Below are 19,352 nucleotides of genomic sequence, written 5' to 3'. Positions count from 1 at the left end.
CGATGGCGGAACTCTCTTCGCAGCGTGCCGGACCGGGGGCGCCGGACCAGCCGGTTGCCCCGGCATCGGGAGCCGCACTACCCCGTGCGCGGCCGTGGCTGCTGCTCGCCCCGATACTCGCGTTTCTCGCCGTGCTCGCGGCGGCGGCCCTCGTGGTCCTGCGCATGAGCTTCGGCGCGCAGGGCGACGAGTGGCACGGGTTCACGTTGCAGAACTATGCGAACCTGGCCGATTCGTATTTCCTGAAGGCGCTGTGGCTCACGCTGCGGCTCGCGTTCCAGAGCATGGTGTGTGCGGTGCTGCTGGCGATTCCGGTCGCGCTTGCGATGGCACGCACCGAGTCGCGGCTGGCGCGGCGCCTGCTTCTGGCGGGCGTGCTTTTGCCGCTGCTCGTCAATCTGTTGCTGCAAGGCTATGGCTGGCTCGTGATCCTCGGCCCGGCCGGTTTGCTCAATCACGCGTTGCTAGCAAGCGGTGTGATCCAGCGTCCGATGCAATGGCTTTATCGTGAGCATGGTGTGCTGCTTGGCCTGATCCAGACCGCGTTTCCGCTTGCCGTACTGCCGTTGTCGAGCGCCATGCGCGCAGTGTCGATCTCGTACGAGGAAGCCGCTGCCACGCTCGGCGCAACGCGCTGGCAGACGCTGCGTCACATCATGTTGCCGCTCGCGATGCCCGGGCTTGTATCGGGCGCACTGCTCGTGTTCGCTTACAACGCAAGCGCGTTCGCGGTGCCGCTGCTGCTCGGCGGCCGGCGCGTGCCAATGCTTGCCCTGCTGGTGCATGACGAAGTCTCGCCGCTGCTGAACTGGCCGGCGGCCTCCGCCTCCGGCGTGGTGCTGATGGTCGCCACGCTCACGGTCATGGCGATCTCGCAAAGCCTCGTGCGCCGCACCCAAGGTCTCAAGGTCAAGGAGCCGTCCGCATGAGCACCCCATACAATCGACTTCCTTCGCGCGCGCGGCTCCTGCCCGCGACCATGCCGGGCCGGCTCAGCAGGTCCGCGGCACTGCTCGCGGCCATTGTCCTGTTCCTTGCCGCGCTGCCAATCCTGACGATGATCCTGATGTCGTTCAGCGCGTCGGACACGCTGGAATTTCCGCCACCCGGTTACAGCCTGCAATGGTATCGCGCGGCATGGCACAGCTTTGTCTCGCCCGATGCAAGCGACGTGCTTTCCATGGGTACCGCACTGACGACGAGCCTGATCGTCGCGGTGTCGACGATGATCATCGCGACGCTGGTCTCGGTGCCCGCCGCGTATGCGTTGAGCCGCTACCGCTTTCGAGGCAAGTCGGCCGTCGAACAGCTCGTCGCGTTGCCGCTCGTCTATCCGCTGGTGATGCTCGGGCTGTCGCTGCTGCTGGTCTTCAACGTGCTGCCCGTGGAGCTCGGCGTGTTCCGGCTCATCATTGCGCACGTGATTCTCGCGCTGCCATTCACGGTGAAGAACTGCGCGGCGTCGGCGGCGTCGATTGGTCCGGAATTCGAGGAAGCCGCCTGCGTGATGGGTGCGAGCCCGCGCCGCGCCATGTTCGACGTGGTGTTGCCGCTGATGCGTCCCGGCATCCTGGCCGGCATGCTGTTCGCGTTCATCATCTCGTTCAACGAATTCACGGTGACGTTCTTCCTGTACGGCATCAACACGATGACGCTGCCGGTGTGGCTCTACAGCCGCACGGTGTCGTCGCTCGACCCGACCGTGTTTTCGTTCGCGGTCTTTATTGTTGCCATCGACTTCGCGCTGATCTGGCTGCTTGAAAAGCTGATTGGCGACAAGGGCGTCGCGCTCTGAGCACGCGAGAATATAAGGAATCCTCATGACTCATTTGACACTTCAGGCCGTGACCAAGCGCTTCAACACGGCATACGCCGTCGACCACGTCGACCTGAGCGTTCCGGATGGCAAGCTGGTCTGCTTTCTCGGCCCGTCCGGGTGCGGCAAGACGACCTTGCTGCGCATGATCGCGGGGCTTGAGACGCCGAGCTCCGGCAGCGTGACTTTTGCGGGCCGCGACATCACCCACTTGCCGGCGAACCAGCGCGATTTCGGCATGGTGTTCCAGTCACTGGCGCTGTTTCCGCACATGAGCGTCGCCGAAAATATCGCGTACCCGCTGCGGCTTCGAAAAACGGGCAAGGCCGCACAAGGGCGCCGCGTGGCCGAACTGCTCGAACTGATCCAGTTGCCGCACATGGCGAACCGGCCGGTCACGCAGCTCTCCGGCGGACAGCGCCAACGCGTGGCGATCGCGCGAGCGATCGCATCGTCGCCGAAACTGTTGCTGCTCGACGAACCGCTCTCCGCACTCGACGCGAAGCTGCGCGAATCGATGCAGGTCGAAATCCGCCTGCTGCAGCAACGCCTTGGCATCACGACGATCATGGTCACGCACGACCAGCGCGAAGCGATGACGATGGCCGACGAAATCGTCGTGATGGAAAAGGGCCGCATTGCACAGGTCGGCAAGCCACTCGACATCTACCGGAATCCGGTCAGCGAGTTTGTCGCCGACTTCATCGGGCTCGGCAACATCCTTGCGGTCACGCATGACGGACGCGGCGGCGTGAAGCTGCCGGGCGGCCAGCAGATTGTCGTGGCTAATCCCGCCCGGATGCCCGAATCCACGGTGGACATCCGCCTGCTGATCCGTCCCGAAGATGTCTGCGTGAGGCACGTCTCGACCACCAGTGGTCCTAACTGTCTCGCCGGTACGGTCACGTTTATCCGCGATGTCGGCGCTACGCTGGAAGCGACGATCGACTGCGCCGGCTTCACGCTGACAGCCGCCACCACGCAGCGAGAAACGCCCGGCCTCAGCCTTGGCATGCAGGTGCTGGCCGAATTGCCCGCGCACGCGTGCAAGCTGATTGCGGCGCGCCCGCTTCATTGAATCCGCTTCATTAATTTCCGATATACGTAGTACTACGTATATCGAAAGTCGAGCGGGCAAGCATCTTGAATGACGCAACCTCGCCTGGAACTTGCAGCCATTCCGAAAGCGCCATCGTCAGGTGGATAAACCAAAGACAACCTGAGCACGAAGCGCGACGTTCCCAAATATTGGACTCCCCAGCACACCTCTCGTTTCTTGAGCGGCCTCCAGTCGCCGCAGAACACCCTCCGCCCTTTGACCCGCTAATCAAAATAGTCGGACTAGTTAAGGGTATACATTGATTAATTGGCCCAGTGCCTGTTCTAGCATGTCGATACGTCGTCATTCGGCCGTGCGTGTGCTTGAGCATGCGAGTTTCACGGAGCGTAGCGACGCCCGGCACCGGCGCTTTCCCGGCCCGCGCCGTCATGTGAAATGAAATGAGTTGTTCAAAAACACCGACACGGGAGAAAGGACATGGCGCAAGATCGGGAAGACCTGGGTGATGCACAAAGCGTGCGTCGCGGCTTGCTTCAAGGTGCTGGCCTGACTGCGGCGCTGGCGCTGCTAGGCGGCGCGATCACACCGGCGCAAGCCGCGGAAGCCGGCCCGTTTCCGGCACACAAGCGCTGGAAGATCGTATTCGTCAATCACGTCACGACCAACCCTTTCTTCGTTCCCACGCAATACGGCATTCAGGATGCGTCCGCCTTGCTAGGTTTCGATTACCAATGGACCGGCTCGGCCAACGCCGACGTCGGCGAGATGGTCAATGCAGTCAACGCGGCCATTGCTGCGAAAGCCGATGCAATCGCGGTTCCCATAGTGGACCCCAAGGCATTCAATACGCCGATCCAGAAAGCGCTCGACGCAGGCATCCCGGTATTTGCATACAACGCCGATGCCCCAAGCGGCAGCGCTAATCCGCGTCTCGCGTATATCGGCCAGGATCTGTATCTGTCGGGCTACCAGATGGGCGAGCGTATCGTCAGCCTGGTGGATAGCGGCCTCGTCGCACTTTTTATCGCGACACCCGGACAGCTCAACATCCAGCCGCGCCTTGACGGTGCGATCGATGCGATCAAGAAATCAGGCAAGAAAATCGATGCGCAAACCATTGCGACAGGAGCGACGGTTAACGAAGAACTCTCGAAGATCAAGTCGTTCTTCCTGGGGCACCAGGATTTGAAAGGCATGTTCGCCGTCGATGCAGGCAGCACCCAAGGTGTCGCCCAGGTCATGAAGGATTCCAACCTGCCGTCCAAGGGCGTGCACGGCGGCGGCTTCGACTTGTTGCCGCGCACGGTCGAGCTGATCCACGACGGTTTCCTCGACTTCACGATCGATCAGCAACCTTACGTGCAGGGTTTTTATACCGTGCTTGAAGCATTCATTTTCCTCTCCTCGGGCGGACTCGTCGGACCGGCCAACATCAACACTGGCCTGAAGTTCGTTACCAAAGGCACGGTCGACCCGTACCTGACCACCGAAACGCGGTATGAAGGCAAGAGTACGAAACCTCAGATCGTGCCGCGCACGGGTGCGATCAAGGGGTGACCACTCCCGTGACGGATGCCAGTCGGCCGAACCGGCGCCCAAGGTTATGGCCAGGCGCGCTGAAGCGATCCAGCGAGATCCGCATCCTTGCGGTCGCGCTGATCCTCAGCGCCTACTTCGAGACGGCCAACCACGACTTCCTGCTGACTAGCGCGAGTCTGGAAAACCTCTCGCAGTTCATTGCCCCGGTCGCGATCATTGCCTGCGGCGAAATCATGCTGATGATCGGCGGAGAGATCGATTTGTCCGCCGGCATGGTCTTCGCATTCGCGCCTTTCATCATGCACTTTGCCAACGAAGCAGGCGCGCCCGCATGGCTCGCGTTGCTGGCCGGCGTGCTGGCGGCAGGTGTAGTCGGGGTGATCAACGGCGCCGTGACGGTGTACCTGCGCATCCCGTCCTTCGTCACCACGCTCGGCACGCTGTTCTTCGTAAATGGCTTAACGCTGACCCTCTCGCGAGGAACGCCGGTGTCACCGCCGGAGGGCACGCATTTTTCGGCGTTCATGGGCGAGTGGGGATACAGCGAAATCATCTGGACCATCGCGATTGCCGCGGTCATGCATGTCTTGCTTCGCCATACTCGATGGGGCTTGCATACCATCGCGGCGGGCGCGAATCAGCTAGGCGCGAGCGAAGCGGGCATTCAGGTCAGGCGGCTGAAACTCGGCAACTTTGTGATTGCTGCGCTGCTTGCCGGTTTCACCGGCATCCTGGAAGGCTTCCGGATAACGTCAATCGATCCTCAGGCAGGCGGCAACCAGATCATGTTCCTCGCCGTCGCTGCTGCCGTGATCGGCGGCACGCCGCTCGCCGGCGGCTCGGGCACGATCATCGGCGGGCTGATTGGCGCGGCAGTCCTCGGGATACTCAACGACGGGTTTACACTCATCGGCATCAACGCGTTCACCTTCAACATGATTCTCGGCGCGGCGATCCTGGCGGCCATGATCTTCAACATCCACGTCGTCCGTCTTGCTCGCAAGGGAGACCTCTAATGGCCGACGCATCAGCGACTGCGCCGGCAGGAACAACAGGGACGGCCGCGTTGCAGGGCGAAGATATCGTCAAACGTTTTGGCGCGGTGACCGCACTCGACGGTGTGTCGTTGACGCTCAGGCAAGGCGAGATACTTGGGGTGCTCGGCGACAATGGCGCGGGTAAATCGACGCTGATCAAGATCCTTACCGGGTTTCATCAGCAGACGAGCGGCAAGCTATTTATAGGCGGCGAAGAAACGCTGCTTCGCTCCGTCGATCATGCGCGGTCGCTCGGCATTGAATGCGTCTATCAGGACCTGGCGCTGGCGAATTCGCTCAGCATTTATCACAACATGTTCCTGAATCGGGAGATCGTCCGGCGCGGTCCGTTTCGCCTGTTGAATAACCGCGCCATGCGTACCCGCGCGGAGGAATGCCTGGAAGAGATCGGCGTGCATGTGCCATCGGTCGATCTGCCGGTCGAGCAACTGTCAGGCGGGCAGCGGCAGGCGATTGCCGTCGCACGCGCCGTCAATTCGAATGCGAAGATCCTGCTGCTCGACGAACCGCTTGCGGCAATGGGCGCGCGTGAGGCGGGATTGATCATCGACCTGGTCCTGCGGCTAAAGGAAAAGCAGGGACTGTCCATTGTCATGATCATGCATAACTACGCGCAGACGCTCGATATTGCGGATCGCGTCATGCTCATGCAGCGCGGCCGCGTGACTTACGAGCGGGAAGCCGCCAGCACATCGGTTGCTGAGTTGATGGATATTGTGCGGAGTGAATACCGGTCCATGCGGACGGCTGCAAGTTAGCGCGTGCGGCACCGGTCATCCCTCAATTATCTCCGTAATTACCCAATATCCGCCGCCCCCCCCGCTCGACCAATAGCACGATAATGAGGTCGGATGCCGACCTCTTACCTTCGATGCGACTAGCAAACCACCATTGGTACGGAGTTCTACACCGAAGCCGGGCTTTGGCGTTGCACGGATGTCGGCACGCGTACTGTCGTCGCGGTGAAAATAAAAGACGGTTATCGTCACCCAAGCATCAGCCACCATTTTCCGACGCTGACGAGGTGGTGTTTGACGAGCACGATTTCGACGGCTCTTGTATCGCCGCCCGGTAGAGGATTGAATCCACAACCACTTCTGTCGCCAAGGACTTTACGCCAATGCCCTCTTCAATCCGCAACTCGCTCATCTGGATCTTCGAAGCATTCGAGAGCGATTCAACCTACATCGCCAAGCGGATGTTCGGCAGCGACGCCGCCTATATCGACGGCCTGTTGTGTCTGGTTGCCGCCGATCGCGACCCGCCGTGGAGCGGCTTGCTCGTGTGCACATCGCAAGAGCGTCACGCCGCTCTCATTCGTGAAATGCCCGCACTGCAGCCGCATCCAGTGCTCGGTAAATGGCTTTACGTACCGCAGGACGATCCCGCGTTTGAAACCATAGCGAAAAGGATGACGGCACTCGTGCTCGCACGCGATCCGCGCGTGGGTGTCGAACCCAAACCCCGCCGGCGCGGCGGCAAATCCGCGCCGCCCAACAGATAGGCCAATCAATGAGCGATTCAAGCACGTGTGTTCCACCACGTAGGAAGTGCCATTCAAGATTCCCGTTGAGTTCCCGTTGATTTTCGGTTGCCTATAAACCGGCCAATCAGTCCACGATCGCTTGAGCGAATGCTGATTCACTCGCCTGTTCAAATGGACTTAACCTCGCCCCCGTCCATTCGAATGGCGGAGCCAGTCATCCACCGAGCCCCCGGTGAAACCAGGAATGCCATCAGCTCCGCAATATCTTCAGGCTCGCCGTAACGTGTAATCCCCACTTCAACGGGGAATCGGGCGGTTGCTTCCTCGACCGTCATGTTGTGCAACGGCGCCCAGTGCTCGAGGTAGGAGCGCCTACGCCCTGTCATCACGGGCCCAGGCAGCACGCTATTCACCTGAACGCCGTCAGTGATCCCCCGGTCGGAAAACGCCTTCGCGAGCGCAATGATCGCCGCGTTGATCGTCCCGACCGCCGCGTACGGTGCTTTCGGAAAAAGAGCGGAATTCCCGGAGATCAAGACGACAGAGCCTTTGGACGCCTTCAACGCAGGCCAAGCTTCAATGGTCAGGCGGCGGGCGCCGTGCAACTTCAGCGCCATTCCGGCGTCCCACTGCTCGTCCGTCATGTCGAACAGATCGATTTGAGGAACAGCGCCCGCGATATTGAGCAACGCGTCAATACGCCCGAACCCGGCGAGCGTTTGTTCTACTACCTTCTTAGCCGACGACCGGTCGGACAAGTCAAGGTCAATGATGAGGGGTTCAGCACCCGCCTCCTTGACGGCCGCAGCCGTCTCCTCGAGCTTGGCGCGATTGCGGGCAACCAGTACGATCGAACCAAAATCCCGCGCGAGACGTACTGCCGTGGAAAAACCAATGCCCTGGCTGGCTCCGGTAACAACAGCGACTGCGTTTGACATGTCAATTCTCCTAAGTTTATGAACGCGCCAGCGTTCAGTCGTGAACGACCCATAGCAGGTAAAACCCGGCCCGCCGCAGGAGTTCGGTTCATCGAGAGAGGAATTCGCCGATCGCCGCAGCGATCTCCCTGGCATGTGTTTCCAGGGCAAAGTGGCCGGTATCGTAGAAGCGGATATCGGCGTCGGGGATATCCCGCTTGAACGCCTCTGCGCCCGGCGGAAGGAAGAACGGGTCATGCTTCCCCCATACCGCAAGAAACCGTGGCTGGTGCTTGCGAAAGTACGCCTGGAACGTTGGATAGAGCGCAACGTTGCTCTTGTAATCACCGAACAGATCCAGTTGAACCTCATCGGCTCCAGGGCGCGTCAAGTAGAAGTTGTCCAGCGCGATACCGTCCGGCGAGACCGCAGCCTCGTCGGCCACGCCATGGGTGTACTGCCAGCGTGTCGTCTCCGGTGCCAGGAAGCCGCGAAGCGCCTGGCGATTCTCCTCCGACGCTTCCTCCCAATACGCACGGATGGGGTTCCATCCGTCGCTCAGGCCTTCCTCGTAGGCGTTGCCGTTCTGGGAAATGATCGCCGTGATGCGCTCGGGATGCCTGACTGCAATCCGCAAGCCGGTCGGGGCCCCGTAGTCGAACACATAGACCGCAAAACGGTCGAACCCGACCACTTCGGTAAAGCGATCGATGACCCCGGCGATGCTGTCGAAGTTGTACTTGAACTGCTCGCGTGGCGGCATATCCGACCGGCCGAATCCGGGTAGATCCGGCGCGATGATGTGGAAGCGATCGGCCAGCAGCGGGATCAGGTCCCGGAACATGTGGCTGGAACTGGGGAAGCCGTGGAGCAACAACAGCTTGGGCGCTCCCACGGTCCCTGCTTCACGATAAAAGATATTGAAGCCGTCGACATCCGCACTACGGTACGTGATACCAGTCATGGTGATTCTCCTCGTTGATACCTACAGTTACGCCAGATGCCCTTGGCGATAAAGCGACTGCGTAAGGACACGAGCGCTCAGCCCATCGGGCTGAATTCATGGAATCCTGCGGCAGGCGCGAACCTCTCGGGTCTGTCAGACGTGCGCTTCACGAACTTCACGCACGGCCTGAAGAATCAGGTCAACAACGAGACCTGGCGCCGTGACACTCGGTGTGTGGTCAACCGGGTGCGCGCTCACCCGCGCGTTCATACGCTCAGCCATGAAGCGCTGAGTCTCGGCGACGATCATGTGATCCTCCTCGGCCAGCAGATACCAGCTCGGCACGTCCTTCCAAAGCGGCCGTCCTACGGGAACGCTGATACATGCCGGCGCGATCGGGCGCTGAACGGCGGCCAATACCGCCAATTCTTGCGCCGATGCGTTTTGGGCAAAGGCCGCGGCAAACGCCTCCTGGGGCAACCAGATCAAGCCATGGCTATCAGGACCGAGCTTTGGCGCTGCGGGGTGCGGCTCGTTTCGATAGAACACATCGGCTACCGTTTCTCCCTCGGCGGGGCCAAGCGCGGCGATGTAGACCAGCGCCTTGATCCTGGGGTTGCGTGCGGCGCCAATGACCGCGCCGGCGTAGGCGTGACCCGCCAGCACAACAGGCCCTTCAATCCGTTCCAGGGTTCGATCAAGTGCCGCGACGTCATCGTCCAGCGTCGTTAGCGGCACAGGAACAGTAACCGCACTAACCCCGTTTTCCTGGAGTCCATTTATCACTTTGCTCCAGCTAGAGCCGTCGGCCCAGGCTCCGGGTACGAGCACTACTTTCACATCGCTTTCAGGCATTTTCGTCTCCCATGTTCAGAGGTAAATCTACGCGAAGGCGGACTCCGTCGCAGCGAGTTCACCCTCAATTCGAGTAACCTTCTTAATGCACCTGAGAAGGTTATTCTATGATGTGGTAACCTGTCAACCATCTTTTAGAAGGTTATTTTCATCCATTTTGAGGTAGCCAATGCCCCAGCAATTTCCCGCGATGTTCATAGCCGATTCGGCTGGCCTGGACTTTTTGAATTCGGTAGCCACGCCCGTCGACGTCCCGATCGACTGGATCGACGACGGCGAGGGCCTGCTGGCCTGGCTCGAGCAGTCGCAACTGGTACCCGTGGAAGTGCTGCGCACGATGCGCGAGCGCGCCATGCCGGGCGAGCTCGATCGCCTGGCGGACCAGGCGCGCAGTCTGCGTGAGTGGTTCAGGCTATTCGTCCGTGAGCACAAAGGCCGTCCGCTTGGGTCTGCGGATCTGCGTGAGCTGGAGCCTTTGAACCTGCTGCTCGCGCGTGATGAAGCCTTTGGGAAAATCGTCGCTCACGAAGCTCACGGAGCTCACGAAAAGGAGACGGTGGGTGCGCTCACGTTTGAACGTTCACGGCGCTGGAGTTCGCCGGAGTCCCTGCTTCTGCCGATCGGGGAAATCCTGGCGAAGCTTGTTTGCGAGGAGGACTTCACGCACGTGAAGGCGTGCGAAGGTCCGACATGCACATTGATGTTCGCCGATCACACTCGGGGACACGCGCGGCGCTGGTGCAGCATGGCGGCTTGCGGTAACCGGGCAAAACAAGCGGCGCACCGGAATCGGATCAAGGAACAAAGTTGAAACTGTCTGCTGAGATTTCGGCGCGGTTTCGACATGGTTGATGTGACGATCCCCGCTATTCCATGGTTTCCATGGTTCTCGACCTTCAGCCTGGACGGTTCAGCGAGCAATGGAACGGAACACCCGATCCCGTCTATCGATCATTTTTCTTCGGAGTCTGGACGAGTTGCCAAGAACACTCGACGTTGAATATCCAGGAAACGCGATGGGCGATCCGGGGGCGGTGACGTGCTTTGTAATGTGTACGCCCTCGTCCCAGGAAACGCTGCATGGGCGAGCGGATCGCAGTTCGTGGTCGCTTTACCAATAGCGGCGCAGCAAGCGGCGAAGGCGAATGATCGCAAGGTTTTGAGGGGTGCGAGGTATTTGTAAAGCGGAGAGACTATAAATCAACTGTCCATTCTCAGAACTCGCGTGACAAGCCTCGCAGGCAAGATTTAACGGTCGGCACGGCGGCATTGCCAGTATGCCGATCTCCAACGAAAACGCCGGTGGCGCACGTCTGAAGTTCTCTCGCGGGCTCTCTTGTTCACATTGGTTTGTGAAGCAGGGATCGCTTCGTGACCGTCTTTGGAATCCGGCGACAAGGGAGATGGAAATGAAACGTTTAATGACTGTGACCTGCGCTGCATTTTCTTTGATAGCTTTCGCGCACGCCCAGAGCCCTGACGACTACGAAGAGGGAATCGCGGCAGGACAGTTGGGCACTGCGTTGTATAACCTGGCGAATCCCGATAGGCCGCTGCCGATGCCCGCGGCCGACGTATCGCAAGATTCCAAAGCTTTGCAACGAGCAGCCTCGACACCAAATTCAGCAGGGCCCGGCATCAACCCGGTTGCAGACGCTGATCGGAAAAAGATTAAGCCCTACGCGCAATGATTACCTCATGAAGGTGGGGGTTCCCGCGTGCCCGGTAAATATCACAGGGCGCAGCCGCGCTACTCCAACAGTGTTTCGCCGGGCGCGTTGCACCTTGACTCCCTGTCATCGGCCCCTTCCACTCGGCAATTCCTTTTGAGCAAAATCGCGCCTGACCGCTCGGTATTCGCGGGTTCGGACTGACCTCAATTGCTTCCCACCCTTACCCTAAAAACATCCACCGCTTCCCGCAAGCCTCTGGCCTGATCGGCCATTGCTTGCGCTGCCGCCGTTGCTTGTTCGACCAATGCGGCGTTTTGTTGCGTCACTTCGTCCATCTGGCCGACAGCGATGCTGACTTGCTCAATGCCGGTGCTTTGCTCAGACGAAGCGGCCGAGATTTCGCCCATGATGTCGGTCACCTGTTTAATCGAGTTCAACAATTCGTTCATGCTCTTGCCGGCTTCGGCTACGAGGCCTGAACCCGTGTCGACGTGATCGAGCGACTCACCAATCTGATCCTTCACTTGCTTGGCCGCGCTCGCGCAGCGTTGGGCCAGCGTACGCACTTCTCCGGCGACGACTGCGAAACCGCGCCCCTGCTCACCTGCGCGCGCAGCCTCAACCGCAGCGTTCAGCGCGAGGATATTGGTTTGAAACGCGATGCTCTCGATCAGATTGGTGATCTCGCTTACTTTCGAAGCGCTAGCGGATATATCCCGCATCTTCGTCACCACGCGCTCAACCACATGCCCGCCTGCCGTGGCTGCATCAGACGCAGTCTGGGCAAGCATGTTTGCCTGTTTCGCATTGTCAGTATTCTGCTTCACCGTGGACGTCAGCTCTTCCATGCTCGCCGCGGTCTGCTCAAGCGAAGCCGCTTGTTCCTCCGTGCGTTGCGACAGGTCGACGTTACCCTGGGCCATTTCATTGGCCGCGACGGCGATCGAATCAGCCGATGTCTTGATCCCCGCGACGATGCTGCTCAGTTGTGCGCGCATTGCCTCCAGCGACGCCATCAAACTCCCGCTTGCGCCGCGCGCGATCACGACCGGCACGGCGAGGTTTCCACCCGCGATCTCACTGGCTACGCGTTGCGCTTCGCTGGGCTCCGCGCCGAGTTGCTTAAGGATGCTGCGCGTGATCAGCAACGCGCCTATCACGCCAACGATCAGCGCGGCAAACGCCGCACCGATCATCGCGACTCTAAGCTGCGCATAGCTGCTCTCAGCCTGGTTCGCCTTGTCATGCATGGTCGTTTTCTCAAGCTCGATCAGCGATCGAAGCGTGCCTCGCCATTCAGTTTGCTTCGGAACAACGTCTTGCAATAACGCCTTGCCGGCCTGGGCTTTCTCATTTGAAAGAATGAGTTGAACGGCATTGGCCATTAGCGGCCGCGTGGTGGCTTCATCGGTTCTCAGCTTGGCTAGAAGTGTTTGCTCCGTGTCCGTTATTGCCCCACTCGACACAAAGATGTCATTCAAGGCGCGCGACGCGTCCGCATAGATGCCTTCTTCGTGCTTTATTTTTTCGACGTTGGCCTTCACGTCGGCCTCGTTATCGACCAGCATCATGTCGCGGATGGCGATGGAACGTTGGTCGAGGGAGGAGCGCATCGTCTGGGCAAGCGTCATTTCTTCCGTGCTACGGTCGACAATACTCGTCAGTGCCCCGTTAATTTTTGACATGCCGACCAAGCCGACGATAGACACTACGCCGAGAAGAACAAGTAACGCGCCGAAGGCGACAAACAGGCGGGTCACAATTTTAAACTGGCTCATCAAAATGACCTTGTAGATTAAAATTTAAAGCACGCGATTTCTGATTTAGCGAACCAAACACCGATATTAAATTCTTTCAATTTGCTGTCTTGCAAGCCATTTAAACGGTGTTCTATAGATGTGCTTGCGTCGGCCTCCGTCGACATATCGTCGACTTTTGGAGGGCTCGCGTTCCAATGGAAAGAGCGTTCGGGTGCGCAATTGGATGCAAAGGACGGGCAGTCAGGCTGTCGAATCGTCAAAGCGTGCGCCTGTGCGATCCAGCATGCCTGCCGTTCGATCGCTTGCTATATGACGGTTGGCGGAAAAGCGCAAACTTCCCCTACTTATCGGCGGATAGCGGCCGATCTTTAGCGGTGGTTGGACCACCGCACAGACTGCATCAAAACGACGAGCTTTGAAAAATGCGAAAGACGCTCGTGCCTTGAATGTATAAAACTGGACGGTACGAAAACGTGCCGGGTAGTCGCGATACCGGTATAGACAGCGGACTGGCTGCGCCATCGCTCACGCCGTACGATCCGGGTTGAAGCCCGCTCGCTTCCTCACTTCGCGCCAGACGGTTGCTCCCCGAAAACACTCAACCGCCGCGCTGACCCGGACAGAATGATGGACAAACAAACGGCAAGCGCACGTTACAACAATCATCCGGAAGCGGAGGAGGAGTTCACCCACTGGCGGCGTAATCTCATCGTCTGCGTATTTGGATCATTCACGACCATCGTGGCCATGACGCTCATGTTGCCGTTCTTGCCACTTTACGTGGAGCAACTAGGCGTCAAGGATCACGCCGCGATAGTCCAGTGGTCCGGCGTCGCTTACGGTGCAACGTTTTTCACCGCCGCACTAACCGCGCCGCTTTGGGGACGGCTTGCCGATCTCTACGGCCGCAAGCCGATGCTGATCCGCGCCAGCCTCGGCATGGCCATCATCATGTCCTTGATGGGGATGGCCCATAACGTCTGGCAACTCGTTGGCCTCAGGCTTCTCGCAGGCTTGCTTGGCGGCTTTGCGTCGGGCTCCACCGTGCTGGTCGCCACCCAGACACCGAAAGACCGATGCGGCTGGGCACTCGGTGTCCTGTCTTCCGGCATCATGGCCGGCAATCTGGTCGGCCCGATTATTGGTGGATCACTGCCGCCGTTGATTGGAATACGGTCGACCTTTCTTGCCTCGGGCGCTCTTATTTTCATTACGTTCCTGGCGACCGTATTCTTCGTCAAGAACGAGCGTCACCCGGGCTTGAACAAGAAGGGGACGCGGCGTGGGAGCTGGGGTGAAATTGGAGACAAGCGGCCGACTGTCGCCATGCTGGTGACCGGCATGCTCCTGATGCTGGCAAACATGTCGATCGAGCCGATTATCACGGTCTACGTGGCGCAAATAGTCGATGTCCATCAGGTCACGTTTGTCGCGGGACTGGTGATGTCGGCGGCGGCATTGGGCAGCATTCTCTCGGCCTCGTACCTGGGCAAGCTCGCCGATCGCATAGGGCATTGGAACGTCATTATCGGCTGCCTCGCGGTGGCCGGCATCCTGCTGATCCCGCAAGCGTTTGTCACGCGGGGCTGGCAATTGGTGATTCTGCGATTCCTGATGGGTCTGGCGCTTGGCGGACTGCTGCCTTGCGTTGCCAGCGTGATCCGGCACAACGTACCGGCGTCGGTTGCAGGCAATATGCTCGGTTACTCGACGTCTGCCCAATATACCGGGCAGGTTGTCGGACCGCTTGCCGGCGGTTTCGTCGGAGGACATTTCGGTATGCGGGAAGTGTTTTTCGGCACCTCGGCGTTGATGATCGCGGGCGCGATTTATAACTGGATTCTCAGGGCAACCGTTGTCGACAAAGCCCCTGACTCATCGCTAAGCGGTGCGGTCGAGCAAGCCGCCAAGGACCGCTGATCACAGCGTTGATTAGCCTGGCAACCTCGGTCAACGAGTGTCCTGCGCTTCAGACCCCGAATCCACAGCGCGCCCTGAACCGGTCCCATGCCGGCGAACGCCTTGTTTGCCGGTTAGCTCATGCCCCGTGCCACAATCATGGCCAGCGCGCTTGTGAAACGCGTGTGCCTGACCTATTCCAACGCAACCTTCCGCGCCCGTCCTTCGGAGAAATTCGGACGTATCGGCGATATCGCTCGATCTTTAACCGTTTGAGGTCTGCATGGAGCTGCGACAACTCCGCTATTTCATTGCGGTGGCCGAAGAAATGAACATCACGCGCGCGGCCGATCGTCTGCACATGACACAGCCGCCGCTTAGCCGGCAGATCCAGCAGATAGAAGAACGTGTCGGGTTGCCGCTGTTCGAACACGGTTCGCGGCCTTTGCGCCTGACCGAAGCGGGGCGCGTTTTCTACGCGCAGGCAAAGCGCCTGATCGATGAAAGCGACGAGCTCGTCCCGCTCACACGCAGGCTTGCGCAACTGGCGGAACGCATTGTGATCGGCTTCGTGCCGTCTACTCTTTACGGTGCGCTGCCGCAGGTTATCCGCGCATTTCGCGAGGCCGCTCCGCAGATCGAATTGTCGCTGATCGAGATGTTTACGCTCGAACAACTCGGCGCATTAAAGGGCGGACGAATCGATGTCGGCTTTGGACGACTGCGTTTCGACGATGTGCAACTGACGCGCGAAGTACTCGTCGAGGAACGGATGATTGCCGCGCTGCCGGCAGATCATCCGTTAGCGGATGCTTCGGTGGAGTTGACGCTGGAGGATATGGCGCGCGAGACGCTGATTGTGTATCCGAGTTCGCCGCGTCCGAGTTATGCGGACCAGCAGTTATCGGCACTGCGCGATCATGCGCTTGAACCTGCCGCCGTACACGAAGTGCGGGAGTTGCAGACAGCGCTTGGGCTCGTTGCGGCGCGAGTGGGTGTGTCGCTTGTGCCGGAGAGCGTTGATGGTTTAAGGGTGCATGGCGTCGTCTACCGGCATCTGCCCGAACCGGGCCCCACGTCGCCGATCATCATGAGCCGCCGGCTTCAGGACGAAGGGCAAACCACGGCCCTCTTCTGTTCCATTGCGCGTGATTTGTTCCGTCGTGGATAGACTTTTGCGCGTTGCTGATCGAAGCGATGTTCGCTAGTGACTAGTGCGTCTGGCATGACCGGCACGTTAAAAAAAAGTCCCACCCGGGCGGGATGGGACTTAAGCACGACGAGGATCACCTTCGTCGCGGGACACACCCTCGGAAGGGTGATGCTAGTGTGTCTGGATTCGCGCCGAAAGGAAATAATGTCGGGGTTGATCTGACAACATTTAACGATCTGGGGGTGGAGTTTGGTCGCTAGGGGATGGGGGGTTGGGGTCGGGGTGGTCGGTTCTGGGGTTAGTGGTCAGGGTCAATGCTGGGTTGGTGCTTTCGGCGTTAGTGGTCGGGGTCTATGCCGGGTTGGTGCTTTCGGTGTTAGTGGTCGGGGTCTATGCCGGGTTGGTGCTTTCGGTGTTAGTGGTTTGCGAGAGTTGGATTTTCTCTTTATCACTATTAGCCACTGTGCGTGGCGGCACGTCATTTCTTTGTCCAAAGCGACAAAGAAACGAAGCAAAGAAAACGCTTTTAAACCACGCTACCCTAAGTGTCCACAGCGTGCAGTTTTCATTCATGGGTGCCCCAAAAGCACGGTGCTCGCCAGAGCCACGGATGTGTGAAACCCTCCTTCTCCGAACACCGATACCCACACGCTTCGCCACCAGTGATTGAACCTGCCCAAGGAGCACCCCGCGCTATCCGCGGACGACCAACCACCGAATTTGTACACACCTCGAACCACGTAGCCAACCCGCCAAGAAACGAAGCCGCAAAGATGCAGGTGGGCGTAACCGATGAAAATAGCTGTACAGAACGCGCAGCCAATTCACAGAAGCTGAAGCAGCAAACACAAACACGCATGAAGCTGTGGCCTATGAATACGGTCGCACAGACCAAGTAGCTAACCTGTCAAAAAACGCAGCCGTAAATATCTGTAAGGCCGTGCGGGTTCCTTAGCAATTGTGCTTGCCCGAGAGCGTACGGGGCGAAGCGTGTTCGTGTCAGGATTCGCGAGAAGGAGGGGTTCACACATCCTTCGCTCTGGCGAGCACCGTGCTTTTGGGGCACCTATGAATAGAAACTGCACGCTGTGGACACTTAGGGTAGCGTGGTTGAAAGCGTTTTCTTTGCTTCGTTTCTTTGTCGCTTTGGACAAAGAAATGACGTGCCGCCACGCACAGTGGCTAATAGTGATAAAGAGAAAATCCAACTCTCGCAGACCGCTAACACTGAAAGCACCAACCCGGCATTGACCCCGACCACTAACCCGGAACCCAACACCCCGAGACCCACCCCTAAGCCCATGCAAGCGCCCCACCGCTCGCGCAAATACCCGTAGAGAGCCTCCATTTGCCGATATCCGACTAACTTGGCCCGACCAAGCCCAAACCTGCCGGCGTGGCGGCCGCGGCTACCGTCCAGCCGATGAAACGACTCGAAGATACGTGTCCGCTCCGCAACCGGAATACCGGAGCCCTCGTCGTCCACGATCAGCACGAGCACGCCCGCCGGCCCCAAACATGCGCTCAGCGAAATGGTGCGCTGCGCGTAGCGGGTACTGTTGCGAATCAGGTTCAACAAGGCCCTTGCAACCAGCTCTTCGCCGCACAACGAACCGCCACTCATCGCGCGGCGCGTTCCTCGTCAACCCTTGTTTCCGGCCAGTGCGCCCGCACTGTTGGCCCCGCCGAACAATGCGGTCAGATAGTTCGCATTGCTACTCATCTGCGCCATCAGCGTGTTGAGTGCAGTGAACTGCGCGTTGTAGCTGTTCGTCAGTTGCGCAGCGAACGCGTCCAGCTTCGTGCCCTGGACCTTGATGTTCTCGAGGTCCTTGTTGAGCGACGTTGTCCTGATATCGAGCAGGCCATCTTTCTTGAGAAAGGTCGTGAGGGTCTTGTTCATCTCCGCACCGAGACCGGAGGTCGAATTGAACAACGCGTTGACCGTGCCGGGTTTGTTGGTCAGCGCGGCGTTCAGCGCGGTTTCGTCGATCTTCAACGTGCCGTCCTGTTGCAACACGATACCGATAGACCCCAGGTTCGCCATTCCCTTGGTCTCGCCCCCTGCCGTCGGAACGCCCTTGCTGATCACGGATGCAAGCGCATTCTTGACCGTGTTCATCATCGAGTCGCCGAGCAATGGTCCGCCTTGCGAGCCCTTGGGTTGCGACTTGTCGAAAGAAGTCAGCGACGCAGCCATGTTGACGAAGTTGTTATACGCCGTGACGAAGGCCTTGATCGAGGTCTGCTGGGCGGTCGGGTCGGAGGTGACGCTCAGCGTCTGGGTCGTGCCCACGGACTCGGAGGTCAGGTTGATCGACAGCCCCGCAATCGCCGATGTCACGCTGTTGCTCGGGCTGCTGACCTCCGTGCCGGCCACCGTCAGCAACGCGTCCTTGCCAGCCGCGGTTTGCTTCCAGTTCTCCGATGTCCCGATAGTCGTGTACGGCGCCACGGTCTTGGTCGGGTCCGAGGGGTCGACAGTCGAGGTGGACGAGCTGACGTTGAGCTTCGATAACCCGGTGTTGTCGCCCGAGCCAGCCGGCGTGACCTCCACCGAGATACCGTTGGCCACGCCCGTGGTGGACGAGTGCAGCACGAGATGCGCGCCGTCCGTACCGGTGATCACGGTCGCGCTCACGCCGGGATTGCCGGAGGCTGAATTGATCGCGGCTGCAATGCCGCTCAGCGTGTTATTCGACGAATCGATCTTGATCGAAACGTCCTTGCCGCCCACCGATAGTTTCAGCGTGCCGGTACCGAGCGTGTCCTTGGCGCCGAACGCACCCGAAGTGATACTTTGCGATGTCGCGATGTTGGTGACCTGGATCGCATAGCTGCCCGTCGTGGCGCCCTTGCCGGCGGTAGCGGTCAGGCCCTTGCCGTCGGCCTTGGCCGTGACAGCGGACAACGCAGTGCCGTCGGACAGCGACCCCAGTGAGCTCTGCAGCAGCGACAGGACCGATTTCAACGAACCGACAGCCGTCAGGAGGGAAGTGCTGGTCTTCTGTTTGGCCGAGTTGGTCGCATTCAATCCGGCAACCCGTGCGTTGACGATAGCTTCGACAAGCGCCGGAACGTCGGTATTCTTGCCCGTCGAGCCGTTGATTAGAGATTGTCCCGCGGACTTGATTGCGTCAGACATAAATAGTGGAACTCCCTTGTTAAACCCCGGGTTGGACTGATCAAC

16 protein-coding genes and 1 pseudogene are annotated in these 19,352 nt (G+C 59.4%); 11 read left to right on the top strand and 6 right to left on the bottom strand.

From position 1 onward, the window contains the following. The first annotated feature begins 2 nt into the window (after positions 1-2). The 7 genes from ACSQ36_RS38545 (at position 3) to ACSQ36_RS38515 (ending at position 6,977) form a co-directional block, all read left to right on the top strand. A complete protein-coding gene (locus tag ACSQ36_RS38545; RefSeq protein ID WP_213762912.1) occupies positions 3-929 on the top strand; it encodes an ABC transporter permease in 927 nt (308 codons plus the stop codon). After that, complete coding sequence (locus ACSQ36_RS38540; protein WP_436186165.1) at positions 926-1,795, top strand: ABC transporter permease; 870 nt, start codon at positions 926-928, stop codon at positions 1,793-1,795. The genes ACSQ36_RS38545 and ACSQ36_RS38540 overlap by 4 nt, the downstream gene beginning before the upstream one ends. A gap of 25 nt (positions 1,796-1,820) precedes the next feature. Next, positions 1,821-2,894: an ABC transporter ATP-binding protein gene (locus ACSQ36_RS38535; RefSeq protein ID WP_436186164.1), complete on the top strand. Its 1,074-nt coding sequence runs from the start codon at positions 1,821-1,823 to the stop codon at positions 2,892-2,894. A 459-nt stretch (positions 2,895-3,353) separates the two neighbouring features. Then, positions 3,354-4,433, top strand: coding sequence for a sugar ABC transporter substrate-binding protein (locus ACSQ36_RS38530; protein ID WP_213762915.1), 1,080 nt, complete (start codon positions 3,354-3,356; stop codon positions 4,431-4,433). After that, a complete protein-coding gene (locus tag ACSQ36_RS38525; RefSeq protein ID WP_436186163.1) occupies positions 4,430-5,431 on the top strand; it encodes an ABC transporter permease in 1,002 nt (333 codons plus the stop codon). Before ACSQ36_RS38530 ends, ACSQ36_RS38525 begins: the two co-directional genes overlap by 4 nt. Next, positions 5,431-6,231 carry an ATP-binding cassette domain-containing protein gene (locus tag ACSQ36_RS38520; RefSeq protein ID WP_436186162.1) on the top strand — a complete coding sequence of 267 codons (801 nt, stop codon included), beginning with the start codon at positions 5,431-5,433 and terminating at the stop codon, positions 6,229-6,231. The genes ACSQ36_RS38525 and ACSQ36_RS38520 overlap by 1 nt, the downstream gene beginning before the upstream one ends. A 362-nt stretch (positions 6,232-6,593) precedes the next feature. Then, positions 6,594-6,977 (top strand): hypothetical protein, encoded by a 384-nt coding sequence (locus tag ACSQ36_RS38515; RefSeq protein ID WP_436186161.1) that lies wholly within the window; start codon positions 6,594-6,596, stop codon positions 6,975-6,977. 149 nt (positions 6,978-7,126) lie between these two features. On the opposite strand, the gene ACSQ36_RS38510 is transcribed toward ACSQ36_RS38515, so the two are convergent. The 3 genes from ACSQ36_RS38510 to ACSQ36_RS38500 all read right to left on the bottom strand — a co-directional run bounded on the left by ACSQ36_RS38510 (position 7,127) and on the right by ACSQ36_RS38500 (position 9,677). After that, positions 7,127-7,897 carry an SDR family oxidoreductase gene (locus ACSQ36_RS38510; RefSeq protein WP_213762919.1) on the bottom strand — a complete coding sequence of 257 codons (771 nt, stop codon included), beginning with the start codon at positions 7,895-7,897 and terminating at the stop codon, positions 7,127-7,129. 88 nt (positions 7,898-7,985) lie between these two features. Beyond that, positions 7,986-8,840: an alpha/beta fold hydrolase gene (locus ACSQ36_RS38505; protein ID WP_436186160.1), complete on the bottom strand. Its 855-nt coding sequence runs from the start codon at positions 8,838-8,840 to the stop codon at positions 7,986-7,988. Between the two features lie 135 nt (positions 8,841-8,975). Continuing rightward, positions 8,976-9,677, bottom strand: a complete 702-nt coding sequence (locus ACSQ36_RS38500; protein ID WP_213762921.1) for an alpha/beta fold hydrolase — start codon at positions 9,675-9,677, stop codon at positions 8,976-8,978. A gap of 169 nt (positions 9,678-9,846) precedes the next feature. Here ACSQ36_RS38500 and ACSQ36_RS38495 point away from each other — a divergent pair, with 169 nt between their 5' ends. Then, complete coding sequence (locus ACSQ36_RS38495; protein WP_436186159.1) at positions 9,847-10,488, top strand: CGNR zinc finger domain-containing protein; 642 nt, start codon at positions 9,847-9,849, stop codon at positions 10,486-10,488. Between the two features lie 598 nt (positions 10,489-11,086). Continuing rightward, positions 11,087-11,368, top strand: coding sequence for a hypothetical protein (locus ACSQ36_RS38490; RefSeq protein WP_436186158.1), 282 nt, complete (start codon positions 11,087-11,089; stop codon positions 11,366-11,368). A gap of 185 nt (positions 11,369-11,553) precedes the next feature. Here the strand turns inward: ACSQ36_RS38490 and ACSQ36_RS38485 are convergent, their stop codons facing one another. Continuing rightward, positions 11,554-13,128 carry a methyl-accepting chemotaxis protein gene (locus tag ACSQ36_RS38485; RefSeq protein WP_436186157.1) on the bottom strand — a complete coding sequence of 525 codons (1,575 nt, stop codon included), beginning with the start codon at positions 13,126-13,128 and terminating at the stop codon, positions 11,554-11,556. Between the two features lie 609 nt (positions 13,129-13,737). On the opposite strand from ACSQ36_RS38485, the gene ACSQ36_RS38480 reads away from it, so the two are divergent. Both ACSQ36_RS38480 and ACSQ36_RS38475 read left to right on the top strand, forming a co-directional pair. Next, positions 13,738-15,030: an MFS transporter gene (locus ACSQ36_RS38480; protein WP_436186477.1), complete on the top strand. Its 1,293-nt coding sequence runs from the start codon at positions 13,738-13,740 to the stop codon at positions 15,028-15,030. 262 nt (positions 15,031-15,292) lie between these two features. Next, a complete protein-coding gene (locus ACSQ36_RS38475; RefSeq protein ID WP_436186156.1) occupies positions 15,293-16,180 on the top strand; it encodes a LysR family transcriptional regulator in 888 nt (295 codons plus the stop codon). Between the two features lie 1,357 nt (positions 16,181-17,537). On the opposite strand, the pseudogene ACSQ36_RS38470 reads toward ACSQ36_RS38475, so the two are convergent. Together ACSQ36_RS38470 and fliD are read right to left on the bottom strand one after the other, a co-directional pair. Continuing rightward, positions 17,538-17,771, bottom strand: a pseudogene (locus tag ACSQ36_RS38470) (ATP-binding protein); the annotation flags it as partial. 33 nt (positions 17,772-17,804) lie between these two features. Then, on the bottom strand, positions 17,805-19,307 hold the full coding sequence (gene fliD / locus ACSQ36_RS38465; RefSeq protein WP_436186155.1) for a flagellar filament capping protein FliD: 1,503 nt from the start codon (positions 19,305-19,307) through the stop codon (positions 17,805-17,807). Between the last annotated feature and the right edge of the window lie 45 nt (positions 19,308-19,352).

This window comes from Caballeronia sp. LjRoot34 (assembly GCF_964253815.1).
Classification (GTDB): domain Bacteria; phylum Pseudomonadota; class Gammaproteobacteria; order Burkholderiales; family Burkholderiaceae; genus Caballeronia.
The sequence above is the reverse complement of the archived record's forward strand: the minus strand, read 5'-3'. Positions and strand labels throughout refer to the sequence as shown.